Annotated in this window: 18 protein-coding genes and 1 pseudogene; 6 read left to right on the forward strand and 13 right to left on the reverse strand. The window is 69.9% G+C overall.

Annotation, left to right across the window (positions count from 1 at the left end; genetic code table 11):
* A complete protein-coding gene (locus tag IE182_RS05340; protein ID WP_190108461.1) occupies window positions 1-1,185 on the forward strand; it encodes an acyl-CoA dehydrogenase family protein in 1,185 nt (394 codons plus the stop codon).
* Window positions 1,186-1,348: 163 nt separating this feature from the next.
* Entirely contained in the window at window positions 1,349-1,819 is a 471-nt protein-coding gene (locus IE182_RS05345; RefSeq protein WP_190108462.1) for a spore-associated protein A, read from the forward strand.
* Between the two features lie 166 nt (window positions 1,820-1,985).
* Here the strand turns inward: IE182_RS05345 and IE182_RS31845 are convergent.
* The 6 genes and pseudogenes from IE182_RS31845 to IE182_RS05370 all read right to left on the reverse strand — a co-directional run.
* Window positions 1,986-2,225: pseudogene (locus IE182_RS31845) on the reverse strand (phosphotransferase); the annotation flags it as partial.
* A 355-nt stretch (window positions 2,226-2,580) separates the two neighbouring features.
* Complete coding sequence (locus tag IE182_RS05350) at window positions 2,581-2,736, reverse strand: hypothetical protein (RefSeq protein ID WP_190108463.1); 156 nt, start codon at window positions 2,734-2,736, stop codon at window positions 2,581-2,583.
* A gap of 143 nt (window positions 2,737-2,879) precedes the next feature.
* Window positions 2,880-3,734 carry an NAD(P)H-binding protein gene (locus tag IE182_RS05355; protein WP_190108464.1) on the reverse strand — a complete coding sequence of 285 codons (855 nt, stop codon included), beginning with the start codon at window positions 3,732-3,734 and terminating at the stop codon, window positions 2,880-2,882.
* A gap of 376 nt (window positions 3,735-4,110) precedes the next feature.
* A complete protein-coding gene (locus IE182_RS05360) occupies window positions 4,111-6,321 on the reverse strand; it encodes a basic secretory protein-like protein (RefSeq protein WP_190108465.1) in 2,211 nt (736 codons plus the stop codon).
* A 416-nt stretch (window positions 6,322-6,737) separates the two neighbouring features.
* Complete coding sequence (locus IE182_RS05365; protein WP_190108466.1) at window positions 6,738-7,253, reverse strand: DinB family protein; 516 nt, start codon at window positions 7,251-7,253, stop codon at window positions 6,738-6,740.
* Window positions 7,254-7,392: 139 nt separating this feature from the next.
* Complete coding sequence (locus IE182_RS05370; RefSeq protein WP_190108467.1) at window positions 7,393-7,986, reverse strand: MBL fold metallo-hydrolase; 594 nt, start codon at window positions 7,984-7,986, stop codon at window positions 7,393-7,395.
* Between the two features lie 141 nt (window positions 7,987-8,127).
* Here IE182_RS05370 and IE182_RS05375 point away from each other — a divergent pair, with 141 nt between their 5' ends.
* Together IE182_RS05375 and IE182_RS05380 are read left to right on the forward strand one after the other, a co-directional pair.
* Entirely contained in the window at window positions 8,128-9,036 is a 909-nt protein-coding gene (locus IE182_RS05375; RefSeq protein ID WP_190108758.1) for a GlxA family transcriptional regulator, read from the forward strand.
* Between the two features lie 125 nt (window positions 9,037-9,161).
* The gene (locus IE182_RS05380; protein ID WP_190108468.1) at window positions 9,162-9,992 is read left to right on the forward strand and encodes a phosphotransferase; all 831 of its coding nucleotides are present in this window, start codon (window positions 9,162-9,164) and stop codon (window positions 9,990-9,992) included.
* A gap of 42 nt (window positions 9,993-10,034) precedes the next feature.
* Here IE182_RS05380 and IE182_RS05385 read toward each other — a convergent pair whose 3' ends face one another.
* From IE182_RS05385 to IE182_RS05400, 5 genes are all read right to left on the reverse strand, one after another.
* Window positions 10,035-11,645, reverse strand: coding sequence for an alpha/beta fold hydrolase (locus IE182_RS05385; RefSeq protein ID WP_190108469.1), 1,611 nt, complete (start codon window positions 11,643-11,645; stop codon window positions 10,035-10,037).
* A gap of 12 nt (window positions 11,646-11,657) precedes the next feature.
* A complete protein-coding gene (locus tag IE182_RS05390) occupies window positions 11,658-13,205 on the reverse strand; it encodes an alpha/beta fold hydrolase (RefSeq protein ID WP_190108470.1) in 1,548 nt (515 codons plus the stop codon).
* A gap of 438 nt (window positions 13,206-13,643) precedes the next feature.
* A complete protein-coding gene (locus IE182_RS31855; protein ID WP_229844591.1) occupies window positions 13,644-13,970 on the reverse strand; it encodes a DUF6087 family protein in 327 nt (108 codons plus the stop codon).
* Window positions 13,971-14,260: 290 nt separating this feature from the next.
* Window positions 14,261-14,575, reverse strand: a complete 315-nt coding sequence (locus IE182_RS05395; protein ID WP_190108471.1) for a hypothetical protein — start codon at window positions 14,573-14,575, stop codon at window positions 14,261-14,263.
* Between the two features lie 49 nt (window positions 14,576-14,624).
* Window positions 14,625-15,059: a hypothetical protein gene (locus IE182_RS05400; RefSeq protein ID WP_190108472.1), complete on the reverse strand. Its 435-nt coding sequence runs from the start codon at window positions 15,057-15,059 to the stop codon at window positions 14,625-14,627.
* A 371-nt stretch (window positions 15,060-15,430) separates the two neighbouring features.
* Here IE182_RS05400 and IE182_RS05405 point away from each other — a divergent pair, with 371 nt between their 5' ends.
* Window positions 15,431-16,261, forward strand: coding sequence for a glycerophosphodiester phosphodiesterase family protein (locus tag IE182_RS05405; RefSeq protein WP_229844592.1), 831 nt, complete (start codon window positions 15,431-15,433; stop codon window positions 16,259-16,261).
* Window positions 16,262-16,493: 232 nt separating this feature from the next.
* The gene (locus IE182_RS05410) at window positions 16,494-17,381 is read left to right on the forward strand and encodes an SCO4651 family lipoprotein (protein ID WP_190108473.1); all 888 of its coding nucleotides are present in this window, start codon (window positions 16,494-16,496) and stop codon (window positions 17,379-17,381) included.
* Window positions 17,382-17,556: 175 nt separating this feature from the next.
* Here IE182_RS05410 and IE182_RS05415 read toward each other — a convergent pair whose 3' ends face one another.
* On the reverse strand, window positions 17,557-17,886 hold the full coding sequence (locus tag IE182_RS05415; RefSeq protein WP_190108474.1) for a branched-chain amino acid transporter permease: 330 nt from the start codon (window positions 17,884-17,886) through the stop codon (window positions 17,557-17,559).
* Window positions 17,879-18,628 (reverse strand): AzlC family ABC transporter permease, encoded by a 750-nt coding sequence (locus IE182_RS05420; RefSeq protein WP_373303502.1) that lies wholly within the window; start codon window positions 18,626-18,628, stop codon window positions 17,879-17,881. Before IE182_RS05420 ends, IE182_RS05415 begins: the two co-directional genes overlap by 8 nt.
* Window positions 18,629-18,654 lie beyond the last annotated feature (26 nt).

An 18,654-nucleotide genomic window follows, 5' to 3' on the forward strand; every position in this document is an offset into this window, starting at 1 on the left:
ATGCCCAAGCCCGCCAACGCCACCCCTGATTTCTTCGGCTTCGCCGATCTCCTCAGCGACGCCGAACGGGCCGAACTGGCCACCATTCGCGATTACCTGGAAAGCGAGATCAAGCCACTGACCCAGGACGCCTGGGACCGCGCGGAATTCCCCTTCGCGGTGATCGGCAAGATGGCCGAGCTCCGGCTGGCCGGATACACCTACCCCGAATTCGGCGACGGCCGCCCGCGCAGCGAGCTGTTCTCCGGCTTCCTCACCATGGAACTCAACCGCATCGACCCGTCGCTGGCGGTGTTCTGCGGGGTTCACACCGGTCTGGCGATGGGCAGCATCCACGGCGGCGGAAGCCCGGAGCAGCGCGAGCGCTGGCTGCCGGACATGGCTGCGATGAACAAGATCGGCGCATTCGCCCTGACCGAACCCGAGGGCGGCTCCGACGTCGCGGGCGGCATGCACACGACCGCCCGGCGCGAGGGAGACGGCTGGGTCCTCGACGGCGCCAAGCGGTGGATCGGCAACGGCACCTTCGCCGATCTCGTCGTGGTCTGGGCGCGGGACGTCGCCGACGGCGACGTCAAGGGCTTCGTGGTGGAGAAGGGCACCCCTGGCTTCACCGCCACGAAGATCGAGGGCAAGATCGCGCTGCGGACCGTGCAGAACGCCGACATCCTCCTCGACGGGGTGAGGGTCCCCGAGGCGAATCGCCTGCAGGGCATCGGCAGCTTCCGCGACACGGCCGCTGTCCTGGCGCACACGCGGGGCGGAGTGGCCTGGCAGGCGCTGGGGATCGCGGTGCGCGCCTACGAGCTGGCCCGTGAGTACGCCGTCACACGCGTGCAGTTCGGCAGGCCCATCGGCTCCTTCCAGCTGATCCAGGACCACCTGGTGAAGATGCTCGGCAACATCACCGCGATGTTCGGCATGGTCGTCCGTCTCAGCCAGCTGGTCGCCGCCGGCCGGGGAAGCGCCGAACGATCCGCGCTCGCCAAGGCGTTCACCACCGCCCGTATGCGCGAATGCGTCGCCTGGGCCCGTGAACTCTTCGGCGGAAACGGCATCGTCCTCGACTACGAGATCGCCAAGTTCTTTGCGGACGCCGAGGCCGTCTACTCGTTCGAAGGCTCCCGTGAGATGAACACCCTCATCGTCGGCAAGGCCGTCACCGGGCACAGCGCGTTCGTGTGACGAGCGGGCGGGGCGGGGTGGGGTGGGGTGGCCGGTTCTGAATTGTGCGGATGAAGGTGCGTACAACCTCTTTGGGGTGTGGAGTGTCTGTCGAGGCACGGAGACAGCCGTCCCCGCGTACGTCCTCGACCGGCACCATACGACTCATCCACGGAGGAGATCAGTGAAGCGTGCTGTAGGTACCCGTGTTGCGGGAGCTGCGCTGCTCGCCGCTGCCACCACTGTCACCGGGCTGGTGGCAGGCACCGGGACGGCCGTCGCCGCTCCGGACCGCGCCGCCGCCACGTACAACAAGGAGTGCGGCACCGGATACACAAAGGTCAACGAGATCCCGATCCCGGACCGCGGGACGGTCTTCCTGACCTACAACGCGGCCACCGGCAAGAACTGCGTGGTCACCAAGCGGAACAGCTCGGCCGGCTCGCCGCTGTGGGTGGGCTCCTGGCTCCAGCGCAACCAGGAACTGAAGTCGAAGCAGGAGGAATACGGCCGCTTCACCTCGTACGCGGGGCCGGTCTACCTGGACGCCAAGGGCAAGTGCGTCGACTGGGGCGGTGAGATCGACGGCTACGTCGTGGCCCGCTACAAAACGAACTGCAGCACCCTGGCCCAGACCGGGCAGCAGACCCGCTGACCCGGAACCGCGGCGGCGGGCGGCGGGACGTACGGCCATGCCCCGCCCGGGGCGCCCGGAAAGCAGGAGTGTGCCGACCACCGCCTCCGCCGTGGACCGGTTCCATGGGTGAAAGGGCCCTGCGCCCGACCCCGGCACATTCGGGGGGCATCAGCGGCGGGCGGCCGATGAGGCGTCGCAGTGCGGCGTGGGCGGGTGGACCCCAGGTGGGCTTGCCGCCGGGGCGGCCGTGGGCACCCGCCTCCCCGATGAGAATGCCACTGAGGGCGCGCAGCACCGCCCAGCCGCGGGCACGGCGCAGGGTCGCGGCGTCCGGGGCGGGCCGGTAGGCGTCGTAGAAGCGGTCGGCGGCGCCGTCCGGCAGCAGTATCCAAGGGGCGGCGAGATCGCAGGCCGGGTCGCCTGCACGCTTTACAGCGCCAAGGCGGGTGGAGGCGTCGATCTCGTCCGGCTCCGGCAGCACACCGACCAGAGTGGGCGGCTCGCCGGCCGCCTCCTCGCTGCGTCGGCGGCCGGCCACCGCGACCATCGTCGCGAAGGGCGCGTACCCGCCGGAGGAGCAGATACCGAGCACCCGATGCGCTCCGGGGCGACATCGTCGCGGGTGGTTAGGTAGGAGACGGCGTTGCGGAAGTCGTCCGCCCGCTGGAACGGGTTCTCCAGCCCGTGCGGCTCGCCCTCAAAGCGTGGCTGCGCCCACCTCGGTGCCGTCACCGTCGCAGCGGTCGTCATCCGGCTCCGCACACGACCGACGGAGGGCGCTAGGCGAAGACGAAGGCGAGGATGAGCAGCACGACGAGAATGGCGAGCGTCTCCCACCGGGTCGCACGCCTGAGCGTATCCGGTGACGTGGGTCCGTCGGACCGCGAGGTCGATGGCTGACTGTAGGTGGCGTCATCAGATGTGTCGTCGCTCATCCCGACATGCTAACCACATCGCATCCGGGGCTCCCCTCCACGACCTCCAGGGCACCCTGTCGATCACCGTGGTGATCCGGCTCCGCCGACGAGTCGGAGCCGGCCGTCGCACTCCCGCCGCCCGGTACTCCCCGGGGCGGGCGTCAGCGGAAGTCGTGGGCGTGGTCGCGCGCCCACTCCTCGAAGGTGCGGGCCGGACGCCCGGTGATGCGCTGGACCTCGTCGGTGATCAGCGGATCGGTACCGACCGAGGAACCGAAGTAGCCGATGAGTTGGAAGGCGGCTTCCTTCGGCAAGCCCCGGGCGACCAGCTCTTCGGCGGCCGTCTCCGGGGAGACCCTCTCGAAACGGACCTCGCGGCCGATGGCACGCCCGATCGCGGCCACCTGCCCGGCCAAGGTCACCGCCTGCGGACCGGTGACGTAGGGGGCCTTGCCGACGAGGTCACCGCTGCCGTCCAGCAGGGCACGGGTGGCCACGGCCGCCAGGTCGTCCTCGTGGACGGGCGCGGCGGCCGCCTCCGGGTACGGGCCGCGGACGACACCGGCGGCCCTGATCCCCTCGGCCCAGTCGAGTGCGTTGGTGGCGTACATCCCGCCGCGAACGAAGGTCCACTCCAGGCCGCTGGCACGAACCGCCTGTTCGGCTGCCACGTGCATGCGCGCGATGAAGTTCTCGTCGTCGGCGGGCGTGCCGGTCACCGACAACGAGGAGTTGAGAACGATACGACGCACACCTGCTTCGACCGCGGCGTCAATGACCTGGCCGACCGCCCCGCCACCGCCCGCCGCGAGGTTGAGGTAGAGCGCTTCGGCGCCTCTGAGGGCACGGTCGAAGGACCCGGAGCCGGTGAGGTCGGCTTGGACGACCTCGGCCTCGGCCGGCAGTCCGGCACTCTCGGGGTTGCGGCTCAGGGCACGTACCGAGGCGCCCTCCGCAAGGAGCTGACGGGTAAGGCTGCGTCCGATGTTGCCGGTCGCGCCGGTTACTACGATCACGGGAAAGCCCTCCTGAACAGGCCGGGACGTGCGCCGCGTAGGGCACGGGCCCTTGGCAGTGAACGGCTCCGGCCAACGGTAGTTGGCCGCACATTCGAACAACGAATAAGCAACGCAGGTCATTCCAGCCGCCGAGCGAAAACAGACGGCAGGGGTTCAGGCGTGGGCTCAAGCGGCGGCCACCGAGCAGTGCGCCGGCTCACCGTGGGCGAGCGGCACTGGCCGCGTGGGCGCAGTCCGACGGCGTCCAGCGGCCCTGAGGGGCCGGTCGCATCCGTCGAAGCCCAGGGGGCCGTCCGCCACGCGACCCTCGTCGCCTGCGGCCGGCCCCCCGACCCTTCTCTTCCGGAATCAGCCGACGAAGCCCTGCTCAGCCTCAGTCATGGAAGCCGGGGTTGGTCCACCGGGTCGGGTTGGCCTGGATGTCGTTCCACATCTCGGTCCACCACTGCCGGCCGCCCTTGCCCGTGATCGTGGTCAGCACACGGTCGCCGTCGGCGCCGAAGCCCTGCCGGCGCACCTCGTTGTTGATCTTCTGGATGATGCCCTCGCCCGCGGGGTGCTTGTGGGCGATGTAGTTGAGCAGGAAGGCGGTGGAGTCGTAGCCGCGGTTGTAGTCGGTGCCGCGGACCCGGTCGACGCCCGGCTTCTCCTTCACGTTGAAGACGTACTTGCGGTAGTAGTCCGCCTGGCCCTCGTTCAGCCACCCCCCGTTGGCGGCGTCCTGCACCTGGTGGGTGAGTTCATGGATGAGCGATCCGGTGTCGCCCGGGTTCTTCGTCACGTAGTCGGGGCGGAGGATGATCGACTTCTCGTTGTTGTACTGGGGCTTCGGGTTCGGGTCGAAGACGGCCGCGACGCCGGGGCTGCTGAAGCTGGGGTGCCCGGCGTCGAAGACGACGTTGATGCCGGGCTTCACCTCGTACGCGCCGCCGGTCATGAACTGCTTGATCTTCCCGTACTGGTCCTGGAGGAGACCTCTGCTCCTGTCGAACCAGGAGCGCAGGGCGTTCGGGTCGTAGCCGCCGGCGTTGACCATCTGCAGGGTGACGGGGACGGCAGGGGCCGGTGTGGTGGTGACCTTGTCGAGCTTCCACTGCTGGGAGTCGAGGCCGTCCGTGCCGCCGCAGGAGGCGACCGTCAGCGAGCCCTCGCCGTCGGGGGCACCCAGGCACTGGTCGCCCCGCTTGCTGCGGACCGTGTACCAGCCGGGGCGGCCGGGGGTGTCGCGGAACCGCCAGAGCTGGTTGTCGGAGCCGCCGTTGCCGTTCACCTGGTGCGACCAGGCGGTGCCGTTGGAGAAGTTGTAGTCGAGGACGCGGGCGTCGGAGCCGCTGAGGCCCTGCTGCTCGGTGTAGCGGCTCTCGATGAGGAAGTAGCCGTCGCCCCTGTCCCACAGGTGCCACTGCTGGTTCTGGCCACCGGTGTTGTGGTAGCCGTAGACCGGGGAGCCGCTCTCCTTGCGGTACGCGTAGAGGTCGGCCAGCTTGTTGTTCGCGTTGGTGAGGGTCGTGACCATGTCGTGGGCCGGGCCCTGTCCCTGTCCCTGCAGGGAGCGGAAAACGGTGTAGGCCGCGTCGCGCCAGACGGCGGCGGCCGCGTCCTCCCCGAGGCTGCCGGAGAAGTTGCCGATCTGTACGGGGCCGCTGTCGAGGGTGTCTCCGTTGACCAGCGGGCCGCCGCTCGCACCGCCGGAGAGGTCGCTGTCGCCGGAGCAGGGGCCGCCCTTGCCCAGGATCTGGGGCGGGTTGTCCGGACCCCAGTAGGGCTCCCTCACACAGGTGTGGAACTGGTCGGACTTGGCGGGTATCCCCGCGATCACCACCCGGTTCGGCAGGGTGGAGAGGCCGAATTGGAAGCCGGAGGCACCGACCTTGTCCTGGACGTGGGTGCCGTCCTGGGCGTTGAGCGTCAGGAACGCGGTGTCGGAGGTCTGCGGGGCGTTGGTGAAGTCACCGACGACGCCGACGGAGCGGAAGGTCCACTTCCCGTTCGGGGCGTGCTCGGTGCCGTCGGCGTCCTTGGAGTAGCCCGGGGTGAACTCGAACGTCGCCTTGGGGTTGATCCGGCCCTGGTCGTCGTGGGGTATGCAATGCCGCGCGGTGGCGATGGTGTCCTTGCTGTCACTGTTGATCACATTGCCGGTGCACGAGCTGACCCACCAGGTGGCGGGGTTCTTCTCGTCGGGCCAGGCGATCCGGATGCGGCCGGTGCTGGCACGCAGCCAGTTCTCGCCCTGGGAGCCGGCCGCGAGCCGGCTCTTCCCCTTCTGCCGGGGCGCGGTGGCGGGTGCTTTCACGGTCCGCCCGGCTCCCGGCTCCTTCGCCTTCGGCTGCTCGGCCTTCGGCTTCCAGTCCTTCAGCTGCCCCTTGAACTCGCGGAGGGTTCCCTTCTTTTCCTGCTCGGTCCAGAAGGCACGCTGCTGGGCGTCGGTGGCCGTGGCCCGGGCGTGGACGCCGCCGTCCGCCGTGCCCGGCGTGGACACGGCGGGACCGGTGGCCGGGGTGGCGGCGTACGCCTGGACGGTGGGGAGAGCGGCGGCCAGACTCGCTGCGGCGAGCGTCATGGTGACGGCATGTCTGCGCAACGGATGCTCCATCCATCTACGGGTGCGGTTGGTGGTGCCCGGACCGTAGGCAGAGGGATTCACCGCTCGATCAACGGCCGATCAACGACCGGCCTCCGCACGGGGCGCGCGAGCAGCACGAACAGCACCGCCATCGTGGCGCTCCCGCGACCGGGGTCAGAGCCGGAGCCTCACGTCGCCGACGACACGTTCGCGGAGCAGGAGCGGGAGCAGGAGCAGGAGCGGGCCGTGAGCGGGGGCCGCCTGCCGACACCACGCAGACCACGCAGACCACGCAGACCACGCAGACCACGCAGACCACGCAGACCACGCAGACCACGCAGACCACGAGCCTGCCGTAGGTACGGCACAGGCGCCTGCCGTCCAGGCGGCGGGTGAGTGTGTCCAGGCCGCCCACCGGGGGCCGCACACAGCCCTCAGTAGTACCCCTTCGCCCCGTCGAGCAGCTCCCTCACGATGTCCGCGTGCCCCGCGTGCCGTCCGGTCTCCTCGACGAGATGGAGGAGCATCCAGCGGAGGTTGGCCTTGCCGGAGCGGTAGTCGGGGTGCCGGCCGACATCGTCCAGGGAGGCCGCGGCCACAATCTCGTTGCTCCGGGTGCACTGGGCCTCGTACTCCGCGAGCAGCTGCTTCAGCGCAATGCCGTCGGTGCGCCAGTCGGCGTCCTCGTCCGTCTCGTCAAAGGAGGGGTTCTGCGTCTTGTCGCCGCCCAGGAACAGCACCTCCAGCCAGGTGTGCTCGACCCACCGCATATGGCTGATGAGCCCGGCCATCGTCATCGTCGGCGAGGTCGGGATGACGGAGCGGTGCGCGTCCGCCTCGCTCAGGCCGTCGCATTTCCATCTCAGGATCTGACGTTGCAGATCCAGCCAGCCAATGAGCGCGGTGCGCTCGTCGGCCTGCAAGGGGGGACGTTCAAGTGAAGGTGCCATGCCTGCGGACGTTAGGGCGTCCGATCTCCGGCTGTCGCCTGATTTTCGGCTGCGCACGGCAAACGGCAAGGGGCTTCCCGCTCCACGGCTGAGCCGACGACGACCCGCCTCGAACCGTCACAGGATCCACCGGACAGACCTAGCGCGGCGCAGAGTCGTCGGCCTTGAACGGGCCGCCGTGGCCGGGCACGATCAGGTCGGCGGCGGTTAGCACTCGAAGCCGGGAAGCACGCAGTACCTCACGGTCCGGGGCTACGGGGTCGTCCGCCGGTCCGTCCGAGTGCCACCACAGGTCGCCGGCGAACGCCACCACACCCGAGTCCGTGCCGGCCAGCAGCGTGATGTCCTCGGGGCTGTGACCGGGGGTGCGGATCAGCCGTAGTGACGGTGTGAGTTCGTAGCCCTCCGCGTCCCGGTTCTTCCACTGGTCGCCCAGGTACTCCACCTTGTGGTCATGGACCCGGGCCCGGCCGAACAGGCCCACGTTCATGGTGTTGTCCGGGTGGTGGTGGCTGAGGACCACGTCGGTGATGTCGTCGGGGCCGAGCCCCAACTCCGCGAGCGGGCCGAGGATGTGGTCGCGGTCGGCCACCATGCCCGGGTCGAAGATCACATGCCGGCCGGCGTCGGAGATGTACGAGACGGTGGCGGCGACTCCGGGGCCGGTGGAGCCGACGTAGCCGGTGGTCAGGATCGTGTACACGGCGCTGCGGCCGAGCGGTGCGTCTGTCATGACCCCCATCCTTCCGGGCCGGGCGACCGCCTACGAGTGGCACTTCTGCCGCTGATCGCAGGATTCGTGCCACACTCGTGCCACACTGCTCACGTGCCTCCCTTCGTGACCGTCGCCGCATACGCCCCGCCCGGAGTCGGCATGCTCGCCGTCGGCATCGTCACCGAGGTGTTCGGCCCGCACGGGGAGGGGCTGCCCGGCTTCGACTTCGCCCTGTGCACCGAACGGCCCGGGCCGGTCCCCACCGACGTCGGCGTGCCGCTCGGCATCGTGCACGGCCTGGACCGGCTGGCCGCCGCGGATCTGGTCATTGCCCTGCCATGGGCCGGTTTCCGCACCCCGCCCGGGCCCGCCGTACTCGACGCGCTGTCAGCCGCACACGAACGCGGTTCGCTGGTCGCCGCCCACTGCGTCGGCACGTTCGCGCTCGCCGCCGCCGGGCTGCTCGACGGCCGACGCGCCACCACCCACTGGCGGTTCGCCGAACTGCTGGGCCGCCGCCACCCGGCCGTCACCGTCGAACCCGACGCCCTCTACATCGACGAAGGGCGGATCACCACGGGCGCGGGAGCCGCCGCCGGCTTCGATCTGTGCCTGCACCTGCTGAGGCGGGAGTACGGAGCCGCGATGGCCAACGCCATCGCCCGGGACATGGTGCTGCCCGCCCACCGCGACGGCGGGCAAGCGCAATATCTGGCAGCCCCTGTCCCCGAGGACTGCCAGGACCAGCGTCTCGCCGAGGTGCTCGCCTGGGCCCGCGAGCACCTCCACGAACCACTTCCCGTCGCAGAACTGGCCCGGCGCGCTGTGATGAGCAAACGCTCCTTCGCCCGCCGCTTCGCCGCCGCGACCGGCACCACCCCGCACGCCTGGCTCCGCGGCCTGCGACTGAGCAGCGCCGAGGAACTCCTGGAGACCACGGACCTGCCGGTCGAGGAGATCGCCCGCCGGGTCGGATACGGAAGCGCGGCCGTCCTGCGCGAACAGTTCGTGCGCCGCCGGGGAGTGCCACCCCGTTCCTACCGCCGCTCCTTCGCCAACACGCCGTAGCGGACAGGGCGAGCGGGTGGGCCACGCTATCCGCTGGGTTACCTGCCCCCGGCGGGCCGGGCTGAGTACCTCGCGGCCCGAGCCGACCATGACCGTCAACCCGGCTGGAACCAGAAGGAGTCTTCATGACAGCGCCACAGCGGAGGGACGAAGAGAGGGACGAAGAAGTACTGGCCGGAGGTGGTGTCAACCATGTCGTGCGGATCGGGTCGACTGTTCGTCGGCCTGTGGGACCGTGGACCCGAACGGTCCACGCACTGCTTGATCACCTGCAGTCTGCAGGGTTCGCCGGTGCCCCGCGAGCTCACGGCTTCGATACCGAGGGCCGGGGAATCCTCGATTTCCTCCCGGGCAGCGTCGCCGGTTATCCGCTGCCGGACTACGTGCGATCAGACGCAACCTTGCAGGCCGTGGCTGTGATGTTGCGCAGGTACCACGACGCCACCGTCAGCTTCACTCCTGCGGAGGATGCCAGTTGGTATTTTCCCGGACGCGAGCCGGCCGAGGTGATCTGCCACGGTGACGTCGCTCCCTACAACTGTGTCTTCCGCGACGAGAGGCCGGTCGCGTTCATCGACTTCGATACGGCCCACCCCGGCCCTCGTATCTGGGACCTCGCCTACGCCGCCTATCGGTTCGTGCCCCTGACCGATCCGGGCAACGGCGACTTCACGCTGCCCGTCGAGGAACAGGCCCGTCGACTCCGGCTTCTCGCGGACGCCTATCAGCTTGACCACAAGGATCGGGCTGCGCTGGCCGACACTGCCCGGGACCGCTTGGAACACCTGGTCCGCCACATGCACGAGCAAGCCGACGCCGGCAACGCCGCGTTCGCCGAGCACATCGCCGCGGGACACGACGCCCTCTACCGCACCGACGCGGCACACATCGCTCGCCACTCATCAGCCTTCACGGAAGCGTTGATGCGAAACCTCCCGCAGCGCCGAAGCTGCTGAGGGCGGAGGCGAGGTGGTGGCGGGCGCCCCCGGTCGGCTACTTCACGGGCCGATCTCGAACTGGGGCGGCTTGAGGCCGGTGAGGCATCCGGTTTGCGGGGCGGTCGGATTGTCGAAGAAGGAGACGGTGATCTCTTGGGCGCACCGTGAGGTGGCGAACACCACGTGGGGCTCGTAGGGGACCGTGACGACCGTGGCGCGGCTCAGCGTGCGGGCGACGTACGGGCCGTTGTCCGCCCCGGTCTGGGAGTCGAAGCCGCCGGACAGGGCGAGGGTGGGGATGTCGCTCCGTGTGACGTCCCGGATCGAGGGTGGCGCTGCGGGGACGTTCCAGACGTCGCAGTCCGGACGGAGGAAGGTGAGCTGCGGGGCCTGGGCCAGTACCGAGCGGGGGAACGACGGGAACACGTTCCGACCGCCCCGGATCGCCTCGGCCCGGCTCTCGTACGGCACCCACTCACTGCAGAAGATGCCGTAGGCGAGCCCGTGGGCCGCCCTGCCGAAAGCCTCGGGGCTGAGCTTGCCGCCGGCCCATTGTTCGGCGATCCGCTGGGGTTTGCCGTGGGCCAGCTCGTCGAGGGAACGGGGTACGCCCGGTGCCACGTGGGTGGCGGAGGTCATCCAGTTCACCAGGGCTCCGCCGTCCAGTACGACCTTCACCGGCTCCGGGTGGCCGGGGACCGTGACGGTGGTGGTGACCGGGTGGGCTTCGAGTTCCCGGACGAGGCGTTCGAAGGTGGAGGACAGGTTCGGATAGCGGCGGTTGCACGCGGGCTGCTCCGCGCATGCCTTGAACAGGCCGTCGAAGCCCTGCCGGGCGCTGCTCCAGGTGAGCGCCGACCCCGCCTTGGACGGCGGCAGGATGCCGTCGATGCCGACCGACCGGATTCCCTGGGGGTGTTGGCGCATGTAGATGAGCGCCAGGTGGGTGCCGTAGGAGATGCCGAACACGTTCCACTGGTCGATGCCCAGCGCGACGCGCAGGTCGGCGTAGTCGGCGGCGCTCTCGGTGTCGTTGTAGGCGCTGAGGTCGGCGCCGCGGGCCACCAGCTGCTCGCGGCAGGTGCGTGTCGCCTCGACGTGCAGGCGCTCGGTGGACGGCGCGTCGTAGACGAGGCCGACGGCGCGTGCGTTGAACTCGTCGATGTTGGGGCAGGTGAGCGCCGGGTCGGCCGAGTACGTGCCCCGCTGGGACATGAAGATCACGTCGCGGTCGCGGTTCAGGCCGCCGTCGACCGCCATCTTCGCCTCCCCGACGGCGTCGTCGCCGGGCCCGCCGGCGAGCCACACGATCGGGTCCGGTTTCGGTTTGTCGGCCACCGCCGGCACGATGGCGACACTGAGGGTGATCTGCCGGCCGTCGGGCTTGGCGCGGTTCTCGGGCACGGTGAGCGTTCCGCAGCGGGCCTCTTTGAGCACGTCGATCGGCTCCGGCGTCCTCGGGCAGGGGCCCGGCTCGAAGTGGGCGTCGCCCACCGTCCGGGCGACTGCGCCGATCACTGCTCCGGTGAAGGCGCCGGGGCCGGGGCCGTGTTCTGCGTGTGCGGGCGTCGCGAGCAGGCCGGTGACGAGGATTCCGGTCGCCACCGCGGCCGGCGTGGCGTGGAGCCGGCACATGGTGCGGCGACGGCGGGGTGCGTGGTCGAGTGCCATCTGACCTCCCGGTCACTTCGGGATGATCGTGAACGGTTTCGGGGTGAGACCCGCCACGCAACCGGTGTCGGGTGCGGTCGGACGGGCGAGGAACGAGGCCAGCACCCGTTGCGCGCAGGGCGATTGCGGGACCACCCAGTGCCCGATTCCGGGGATCTGCACGGAGGTCGAGCGGGACAGCGTACGGGCCGCGACCCGTGCCCAGCTCGCCCCTGTCTTCGTATCGAACGTCCCGGAGATGGTGAGCGTCGGCACCGCGCTGACGGTGGCCACCCGCTGGGCGGAGGTGCGGTCCCGTACGTTCCAGATGCGGCACACCTGGTGCTGGAACGGAAGCTGCGGCGCCTGGGCCAGGACCGTGTCCGGCCAGCCGGGGAAGGCTTGACGCCCCGCCTTCAGCACGTCGGACGGCGTAGAGCCCGGCACCCACTCGCTGCACGCCACCGATTCGGTCAGGCCGTGGGCGGTCCGGCCGACGGCCTGGACCGAGTCGGCCGCACGGGCCTGCGCGAAGCGCTCCGGACGTCCGTGGGCGAGCTCCTCGATCGCCGCGGGCACGTCGGGTGGCTTGACGGCATTGGCGACCAGCAGGTTCAGTACTGCGCCCCCGTCGAGGACGACCTTCACCGGGTCTCCTCCGCCTGGCGGCCGGGCGCTCAGCGTCAAGGGCTGTGCTTCCAGCCTGCGCACCTGCTCGGTGAGGGTTTGACGAAGGCGCGGGTAGCGGCTCTTGCAGCGGGACTCGGCTGCGCATGCCTTGAGGAGGTTCTCGATGCCCTCCCGGGCGCTGCTCCAGGTCCACGGCAGGGTTGCGGTCTGCGGAGGTGTGACCGAGTCGAGCGCCACCGCGCGAATCCCCTGGGGGTGCTTGCGCAGGTAGGTGAGGGCCAGGTCGCTGCCGTAGGAGTAGCCGTAGACGTTCCACTGGGGGATGCCCAGCGCCCTGCGCAGGTCGGCGAAGTCGGCGGCGTTCTCGGTGGTGTTGTAGGCGCTCAGGTCGGTCCCGTCGGCTGCCAGGCGGTTCCGGCACTTCTTCGCCGAGTCCAGCATGAGCCGTTCCGCCTGCGGCGCGTCGTGACCGAGCCCCACGTACTGCGCGGAGAACCGGTCCAGCTCCGGGCAGGCGAGGTTCGGCCGGTCGTAGAGGTTGCCGCGCTGGGCCATGACGATCAGCGCGCGGTCCCGGTTCAGGCCGGAGTCGACCAGGAAGGGTATGTCGTCGAACGTGTCGCCGCCGGGGCCGCCCGCCATGAACACCACCGGGTCCTCGGCGGGCTTCGCCGACCTGGCGGGAATGACCGCTGCGGCCAGCCGGATCGTCCGGCTGCCGGGGCGGGCGCGGTTCTCGGGGACTTCCAGGAAACCGCAGCGTGCGGTGGTCAACGCGGCGATCGGCTCGGGCGTCTTCGGGCAGGGACCGGGAACGAACCGCGACGGGGCGGTCGGGCTGGGCCCGGCGGTGTGGCCGCGTGGTGACGCGGCACCGCTCGATATCGGGTCGAACGCCGCCAAGACCAGGGCGGCCGTGGCAGCCACCGCATGGATGCCGTGCTTGGTCATGTGATCCCGTTCCTCTGCCGACATCCACGGCTGCCCAGCCGGGCAACTTCGTAGCGGTTTGGGCGGATCGCGCGTTATGGACGATACCGGGTGGGCCGGAGGGGCGCACACGGACCGCCGGGGCCGGGTGAATCCCAAGTTCAAGCAGCGGCGCGCCGCCTGGCCACCGGGAGCCCCGCCCGGGACGACGAGACCGCCACTCTCTGGCTCGTCGGACTGCGCTTCGCCGCCCTCTTCATCTGGTCGGCGAGGTGATCCGGAAGAAGCGGCCGGCAGCCGGATCGGCGCCCAGCAGCCGCGGCAGAGGCCCTGGCAGGTGATGGTGACACCGTGACCGGCCCGGGCGCGGGGGCTCGGGCGTGGGCGCGGGGGTCAGGGGTGGGCGCGGGGGTCAGGGTGGGCGCGGGGGTCAGGGGTGGGTGACGAGAATGCCTGACATCAACGGTCTTGGTCTTCGGCCGGTGCAGTTCGCCGGTGTCGTCCGGTTCCTTCGCCCAGCGCCGGGCGGTCCCACTCAGCCGGGCGTTGCTCTCTCGGTGGCGCCGGGTACAGGACCGCCTTGGCGGCGGCCAGGTCCGGTGTGATGCTTACCGTCACCCACTCGGTCCCGTCCCACTCCTGGATGACACGGGGTGCGCCCGGGTCGACATGCGAGCCACGGTGCGGCCCTTCGGTGAGCGGTACGGCCCGCAGCCGGCCGCACATGCGCGACCTCCGCTCGTCCCGTCTCCGTGCCCATTCGGCCAATGGCTCGTCGTCGTCCATGGAGGACAGGATGGCGTACTCGCCGGCGCGCTCGGGGGCGCATGCGCGAATCCGTGCCCGGCAGCCGGACCGTACGCGGCGGCAACGGGGAAACCTGCCGCGAGCTGGTCATCGGCGGGCAGACCGTCCGCGACGGCCACACCAGGCGAACACCGACACCCTGGCCACCGTCCTCGCCTGCACCCGGGAAAGGACAGGCTCGGTCACCGCGCTTCCGGCGGTCGGATCGGACGTCACCGCACATCCCACCGCCGTGACCACGAGCCGGGCGAACCTTCCTGGCCAGAGGGCTACTTCTCGCGCAGAGTCTGGATTTCGGCGGCCAGCGCAGCCAGATCACGCACGTGCGTGTAGTACCTGGTCGCGTACTCGTCGTCGATCGCCGGGAGAACCTTCTCGAACACCGCCGTCAGCCGGATCAAGCCTTTGCCGCGCTGTTCGTCGAGCGGGCCCTTGAGAACGCCCAGGGCGTAGCCGTAGGCGTCCGCATCAAGCATCACCATGTCCTGGTCCTCGATGTCCAGGCCACGAAAGCCCGGCGGGAACGGCATGGCCATGTGCTCGGCCATCATCTGCGAGAGCACGTCGAGCTTCTCTTCGACCATGCGTGAGATCCTGCCGGATCACACCCGGTGAACCAAAGCGGTCACGGCACTAGCCGGCCAACGGCAAAGCGGCCGCCACCTCGTTCCGCTCCTTGCGGCCGACCAGCGGGAAGGTGATCTTCAGTCCCTGCCCGCTCTCCGGGAAGGAGACGACGAAGGACGAGTTGAGCAGGCGTTCCTTGATCTCCGAGCGGACGAGGCCGGCGCGCGGGATCGTCATCAGGTGCTCCTCCGGGCGGGCGAACGTCGGGTTGGCCCGGAAGATGAAGATGCGGCGGTCGGTCATCGCCAGGTACATGGGGGTCGGTACCGGAACCACGGCCATGGCGCCACCGCTCATGATCGCCGAGGCCGCCGCGAACGCCGCGGTGCGGCGCGCGGAGACGGAACTCAGGTTCACGATGGTCGTCACCTCGACCCGCTCCCCGGGCTCAAGCAGGGGGTCGACGGCGGCCAACAGCAGTCGGCGGCGCTTTCCGTTCACGGGTCGTACTCCTGAAGGCGTGCGTGAACCGGACGGAATGTTCGCGTCCGGTTGGCATACCTTGCCATACGCGGTTGCGTAGGGCGTCCCCCGCATTCGGAAGGACCAGTTCGGGGCGATTTGCGGCGCGGGCGGGGGCGCGAGGGCGTCCAGCAGCTGCCGCACGGGGGTACCGGTGGGCGCGCTCGGCCGCCGGCGCACCGTGCCCTGATACCCCGACGGCGCAGGAAGCACCGTTGTCACTCCAAACCGCCCGTAGGTGTAATGGACCGATCTCACACTCATTCGTAACTTCATGGGCAGTGGGGCTACTTCGTGAGCAAGTCTCCCAACAGGCACGTCGAACCCCCGGAGGGAAGGGGAAGTATCTGATGAGACTCGGAAAGGCTGGTGCAGGCGCCGCGCTCATGACGCTGGCGCTCGGCATCCCGGCGGCCCCGGCCGCCGCCGCATCCATGCCGGCCGGCATAGGTGCTGCACTGCCCGCCTGTCCCCAGGTCTTCGGGCATGGCGGCTACCCGACCGGGGCCACTCCCTGGCAGCGGGACCAGATCCGCCAGCCCAACAACCCCAGGGCCCTCGCCCGGCAGAAGAGCTGGGGCGCGGCCGGCGTCGAGGCCGACCTGCAACTGACCAAGGACGGCACCAAGGGCGTCATGTGGCACAACGCCACGACGAACGGACTCACCGGTACCCGCAGGGCCGTCACCGACGTCTGGTGGGCCACCGGCGCCGACAGGCTCAAGGGCCGGAAGATCGCCCGGGGCCCGTATGCCGGCGAAACCGTCTACACCTTCCGGGAATGGCTGGACGACGCCAGGGCCAAGAAGCTCATCCCCCTGGTGGAAGTCAAGGGCGAAGCCGGGCAGTCGCTGCTCAACGGCGACGCCACCATCCGGGAACGGGCCTGGCGCGAGGTGATCGCCCCCGTCAAGGAGCGCATAGCCGCCCAGGAAATCATGATCTACACGCGGGACGCAGCGCTCAAGCCCGAGCTGGCCCACCGCCTCGACGCCGCAGGACTCGCCGCCACCCGCACCCGTCATCCCCTCTGGGTCGACGGCATCGGCTGGCAGGAGCCGCCGCCGACGGCCTCCGGTAACCACGAGCGGTGGCGCAGCACCCTCGACCGGGCACCCCGGCGCGTCGCCACCTCGTGGACCAAGGACTACACCGGCTGGCTGAAGGGCAAGTGCGCCTGAGTGTTCCGCCCACGCCCGTCGACGCCCGTCGACGCCCGTCAGGCGTTGCTGCGCCGGGCAGTTCGCGCCCGGCGCAGCGCAGGGAGTTGAGGCCGCCCACCACCACGCCCGGTTCGGCGGCACCTTCAATGAACGCATCAAGCGCTACCTCGGTAAAGAGTTCGAAGCCGCTGTGACAAAAGGGTAGCCTTCCCCTGTTTTGTTTCAGCACTGACAAAGGACTTCAGAAGCCGTGAAGGCGATCCGTAAGAGCGTCATGATGGCCACGAGTGCCGCCCTGGCCATGGGCCTGGCGGCCTGCGGCGGCCACGACACGAAGGCGTCGGACGTCAAGGACGGCTCTTCCGCCCGTCCCGGCGGCGCGGCGCCACGAGAGCGTGCTGATGCACCCACCGTGCTGAAGGCCGCCATGGCGAAGATGGCCCAGCAGAACTCCTACCGGACCGTCGAGACCGCCAAGACCGGCCACGAGCCGGATTCCCGCGCCGAGATGGTCTTCCAGAACGAGCCCGAGGCGTCGGAAGTCAAGACGGCGGACACGCACATGGTGTCCGTGGGCGGGGCGTCGTACATGGCTACCGAGGACGTGCCGGGCAAGTCCTGGTTCGTCATGGACGAGCCCGGCTCCAGGGCCGGGAAACCGGCCGCCTTGCCGTCGACGACGCCGTCGACGCCGCCCAAGGAGAACGCCGGCCGGCGCGTCGGGGGCTCGGTGAAGAAGTGGGTCGGCGCTCTGCTGGCCGCCTCCAAGGACCTCAAGCGCGTCGGCGGTGAAACGGTCGGCGGTCGGGCCACCGACCACTACCGGGGCACTGTCGTGCTCGCCGACCTGAAGAACTACGAGGGTCCGGCCATGACGAAGGACTACCGCGACCTGTATCTCCTGCAGACCGGCAAAGCCGGCATGGAGAAGCCCGAGATCGACGTCTGGGTCGACAAGGACGGGTTCATCGCCAAGGAGGAGGAGAAAGGCCGGACGCCCAAGGGTGACGAGCGGATCACCGAGGAGTTCTCGGGCTTCGGCGCCGATCCGAAGATCAAGGCACCGGACCCGAAGGACGTCGCCACGTGGTCGGAGTACGTGGCGGCCGGCAGGAAGAACTACCGCACGCACAGCTGAGAGCCCGCCAGAGGGCCGGCGCCGATGAGCTTGGCGAGGCACGCAGGCGAAGTTTGCAGGCGAGGCCCGCGCCCCGAAGGAAGCCGGGGCGCGGGCCACCGTGTGTCATGAACGGACGGGCAACCCCGTTCCAGGCACCGGAACCTCACAACACCCGGCAGGGGGCAGCAAGGGTTCAGGAGTGGCTGAAGACCGTGCTCGCCAGGGCGACGTGGATCGCCGTGCCGCCCAGCACGCTCAGAACCGCGTTGCGTCGCCACAGGTGAAGGCCGAGCGTGACCACGAGGGCCAGGCCGACGGGCAGGGCGTTGGTGAGGGAGACGCCGCGGAGCGTGTAGACGGTGAGGATCACCATCACGCCGACCGGCATGTGCACGCTGAGGTAGCGCAGGGTATCGCTCGCCCGCAGGGGTGCGAGGGCGGCGAAGGGCAGAGTGCGGAGCGCCCAGGTGACGGCGGCGGAGACGGCGACGGCGGCGGCGACGTAGGTCGTGTTGTCAGGCACGGGCCGCCTCCGCTTGCGGCGCGACGGCGCGACGGGCCAGGAGCCCGGCGGTGAACAGGCCCAGCGCGGCGAGCAGCATCTGGCCCGGCAGCACGAAACGGGCGACCAGCGCACACACCAGGGCGAGGGCAGGGGTGGGGATGTCACGCTTGGCGAGGTAGGCGTCGACGGCCAGGACGACGAACAGGGCGGTCAACGCGAAGTCCAGGCCGGCCAGCTGCGCGGGAACCAGGGCGCCGAAGAGCGCGCCGAGGGTGGCGCCGGCGACCCAGTAGACCTGGCACAGGGCCTGGAGCCATACGATCCGCCGGCCGCTCCAGGACTGCGCGGACTCCCCGGTGGTCAGGGCGTACGCCTCGTCGGTCAACGTGTAGGTGCTGTATGCCTTGCCGGCTCGGCTCCTGACGCGGTGCAGCGGGAAGGACAGGGCGTAGAAGACGTGCCGGAAGTTGACCAGGAACGCGGTGAGCGCGACCTGGGCCAGCGGCGTCGCCGCGGCGATGAGGCCGACAAGGAGGAACTCCAGCGAGCCCGCGTACACGAAGGCGGTGATTGCGGACGCCCACCACCAGTCCAGCCCCGCATGGACAACGAGCACGCCGAGGGCTATCCCCAACGGGAACAGGGCCAGGCCCACGGAGCTGGAGTCCTTGAGGGCCGCCCGGACGTCGGACGTGGTGAGAGGGGGTGCGGCGGTGTCCTGGTGAGGGCGGTCCATGACCGTGTCTGACGGGGAGTTCATGCGGCAATTTTAGGCTTTTCGCCGCG

It is taken from the genome of Streptomyces cinnamoneus (genome assembly GCF_014650495.1).
Taxonomy (GTDB): Bacteria; Actinomycetota; Actinomycetes; order Streptomycetales; family Streptomycetaceae; genus Streptomyces; species Streptomyces cinnamoneus.

Bases quoted from the DNA above. Each gene is read 5' to 3' on its own strand.
- IE182_RS05395 (WP_190108471.1), bottom strand. From the start codon at position 14,575: ATGGTCGAAGAGAAGCTCGACGTGCTCTCGCAGATGATGGCCGAGCAC.
- IE182_RS05340 (WP_190108461.1), top strand. From the start codon at position 1: ATGCCCAAGCCCGCCAACGCCACCCCTGATTTCTTCGGCTTCGCCGAT.
- IE182_RS05380 (WP_190108468.1), top strand. From the start codon at position 9,162: ATGACAGCGCCACAGCGGAGGGACGAAGAGAGGGACGAAGAAGTACTG.
- IE182_RS31855 (WP_229844591.1), bottom strand. From the start codon at position 13,970: ATGGACGACGACGAGCCATTGGCCGAATGGGCACGGAGACGGGACGAG.
- IE182_RS05365 (WP_190108466.1), bottom strand. From the start codon at position 7,253: ATGGCACCTTCACTTGAACGTCCCCCCTTGCAGGCCGACGAGCGCACC.
- IE182_RS05375 (WP_190108758.1), top strand. From the start codon at position 8,128: ATGCTCGCCGTCGGCATCGTCACCGAGGTGTTCGGCCCGCACGGGGAG.
- IE182_RS05370 (WP_190108467.1), bottom strand. From the start codon at position 7,986: ATGACAGACGCACCGCTCGGCCGCAGCGCCGTGTACACGATCCTGACC.
- IE182_RS05405 (WP_229844592.1), top strand. From the start codon at position 15,431: ATGAGACTCGGAAAGGCTGGTGCAGGCGCCGCGCTCATGACGCTGGCG.
- IE182_RS05385 (WP_190108469.1), bottom strand. From the start codon at position 11,645: ATGGCACTCGACCACGCACCCCGCCGTCGCCGCACCATGTGCCGGCTC.
- IE182_RS05350 (WP_190108463.1), bottom strand. From the start codon at position 2,736: ATGAGCGACGACACATCTGATGACGCCACCTACAGTCAGCCATCGACC.
- IE182_RS05420 (WP_373303502.1), bottom strand. From the start codon at position 18,628: ATGAACTCCCCGTCAGACACGGTCATGGACCGCCCTCACCAGGACACC.
- IE182_RS05390 (WP_190108470.1), bottom strand. From the start codon at position 13,205: ATGACCAAGCACGGCATCCATGCGGTGGCTGCCACGGCCGCCCTGGTC.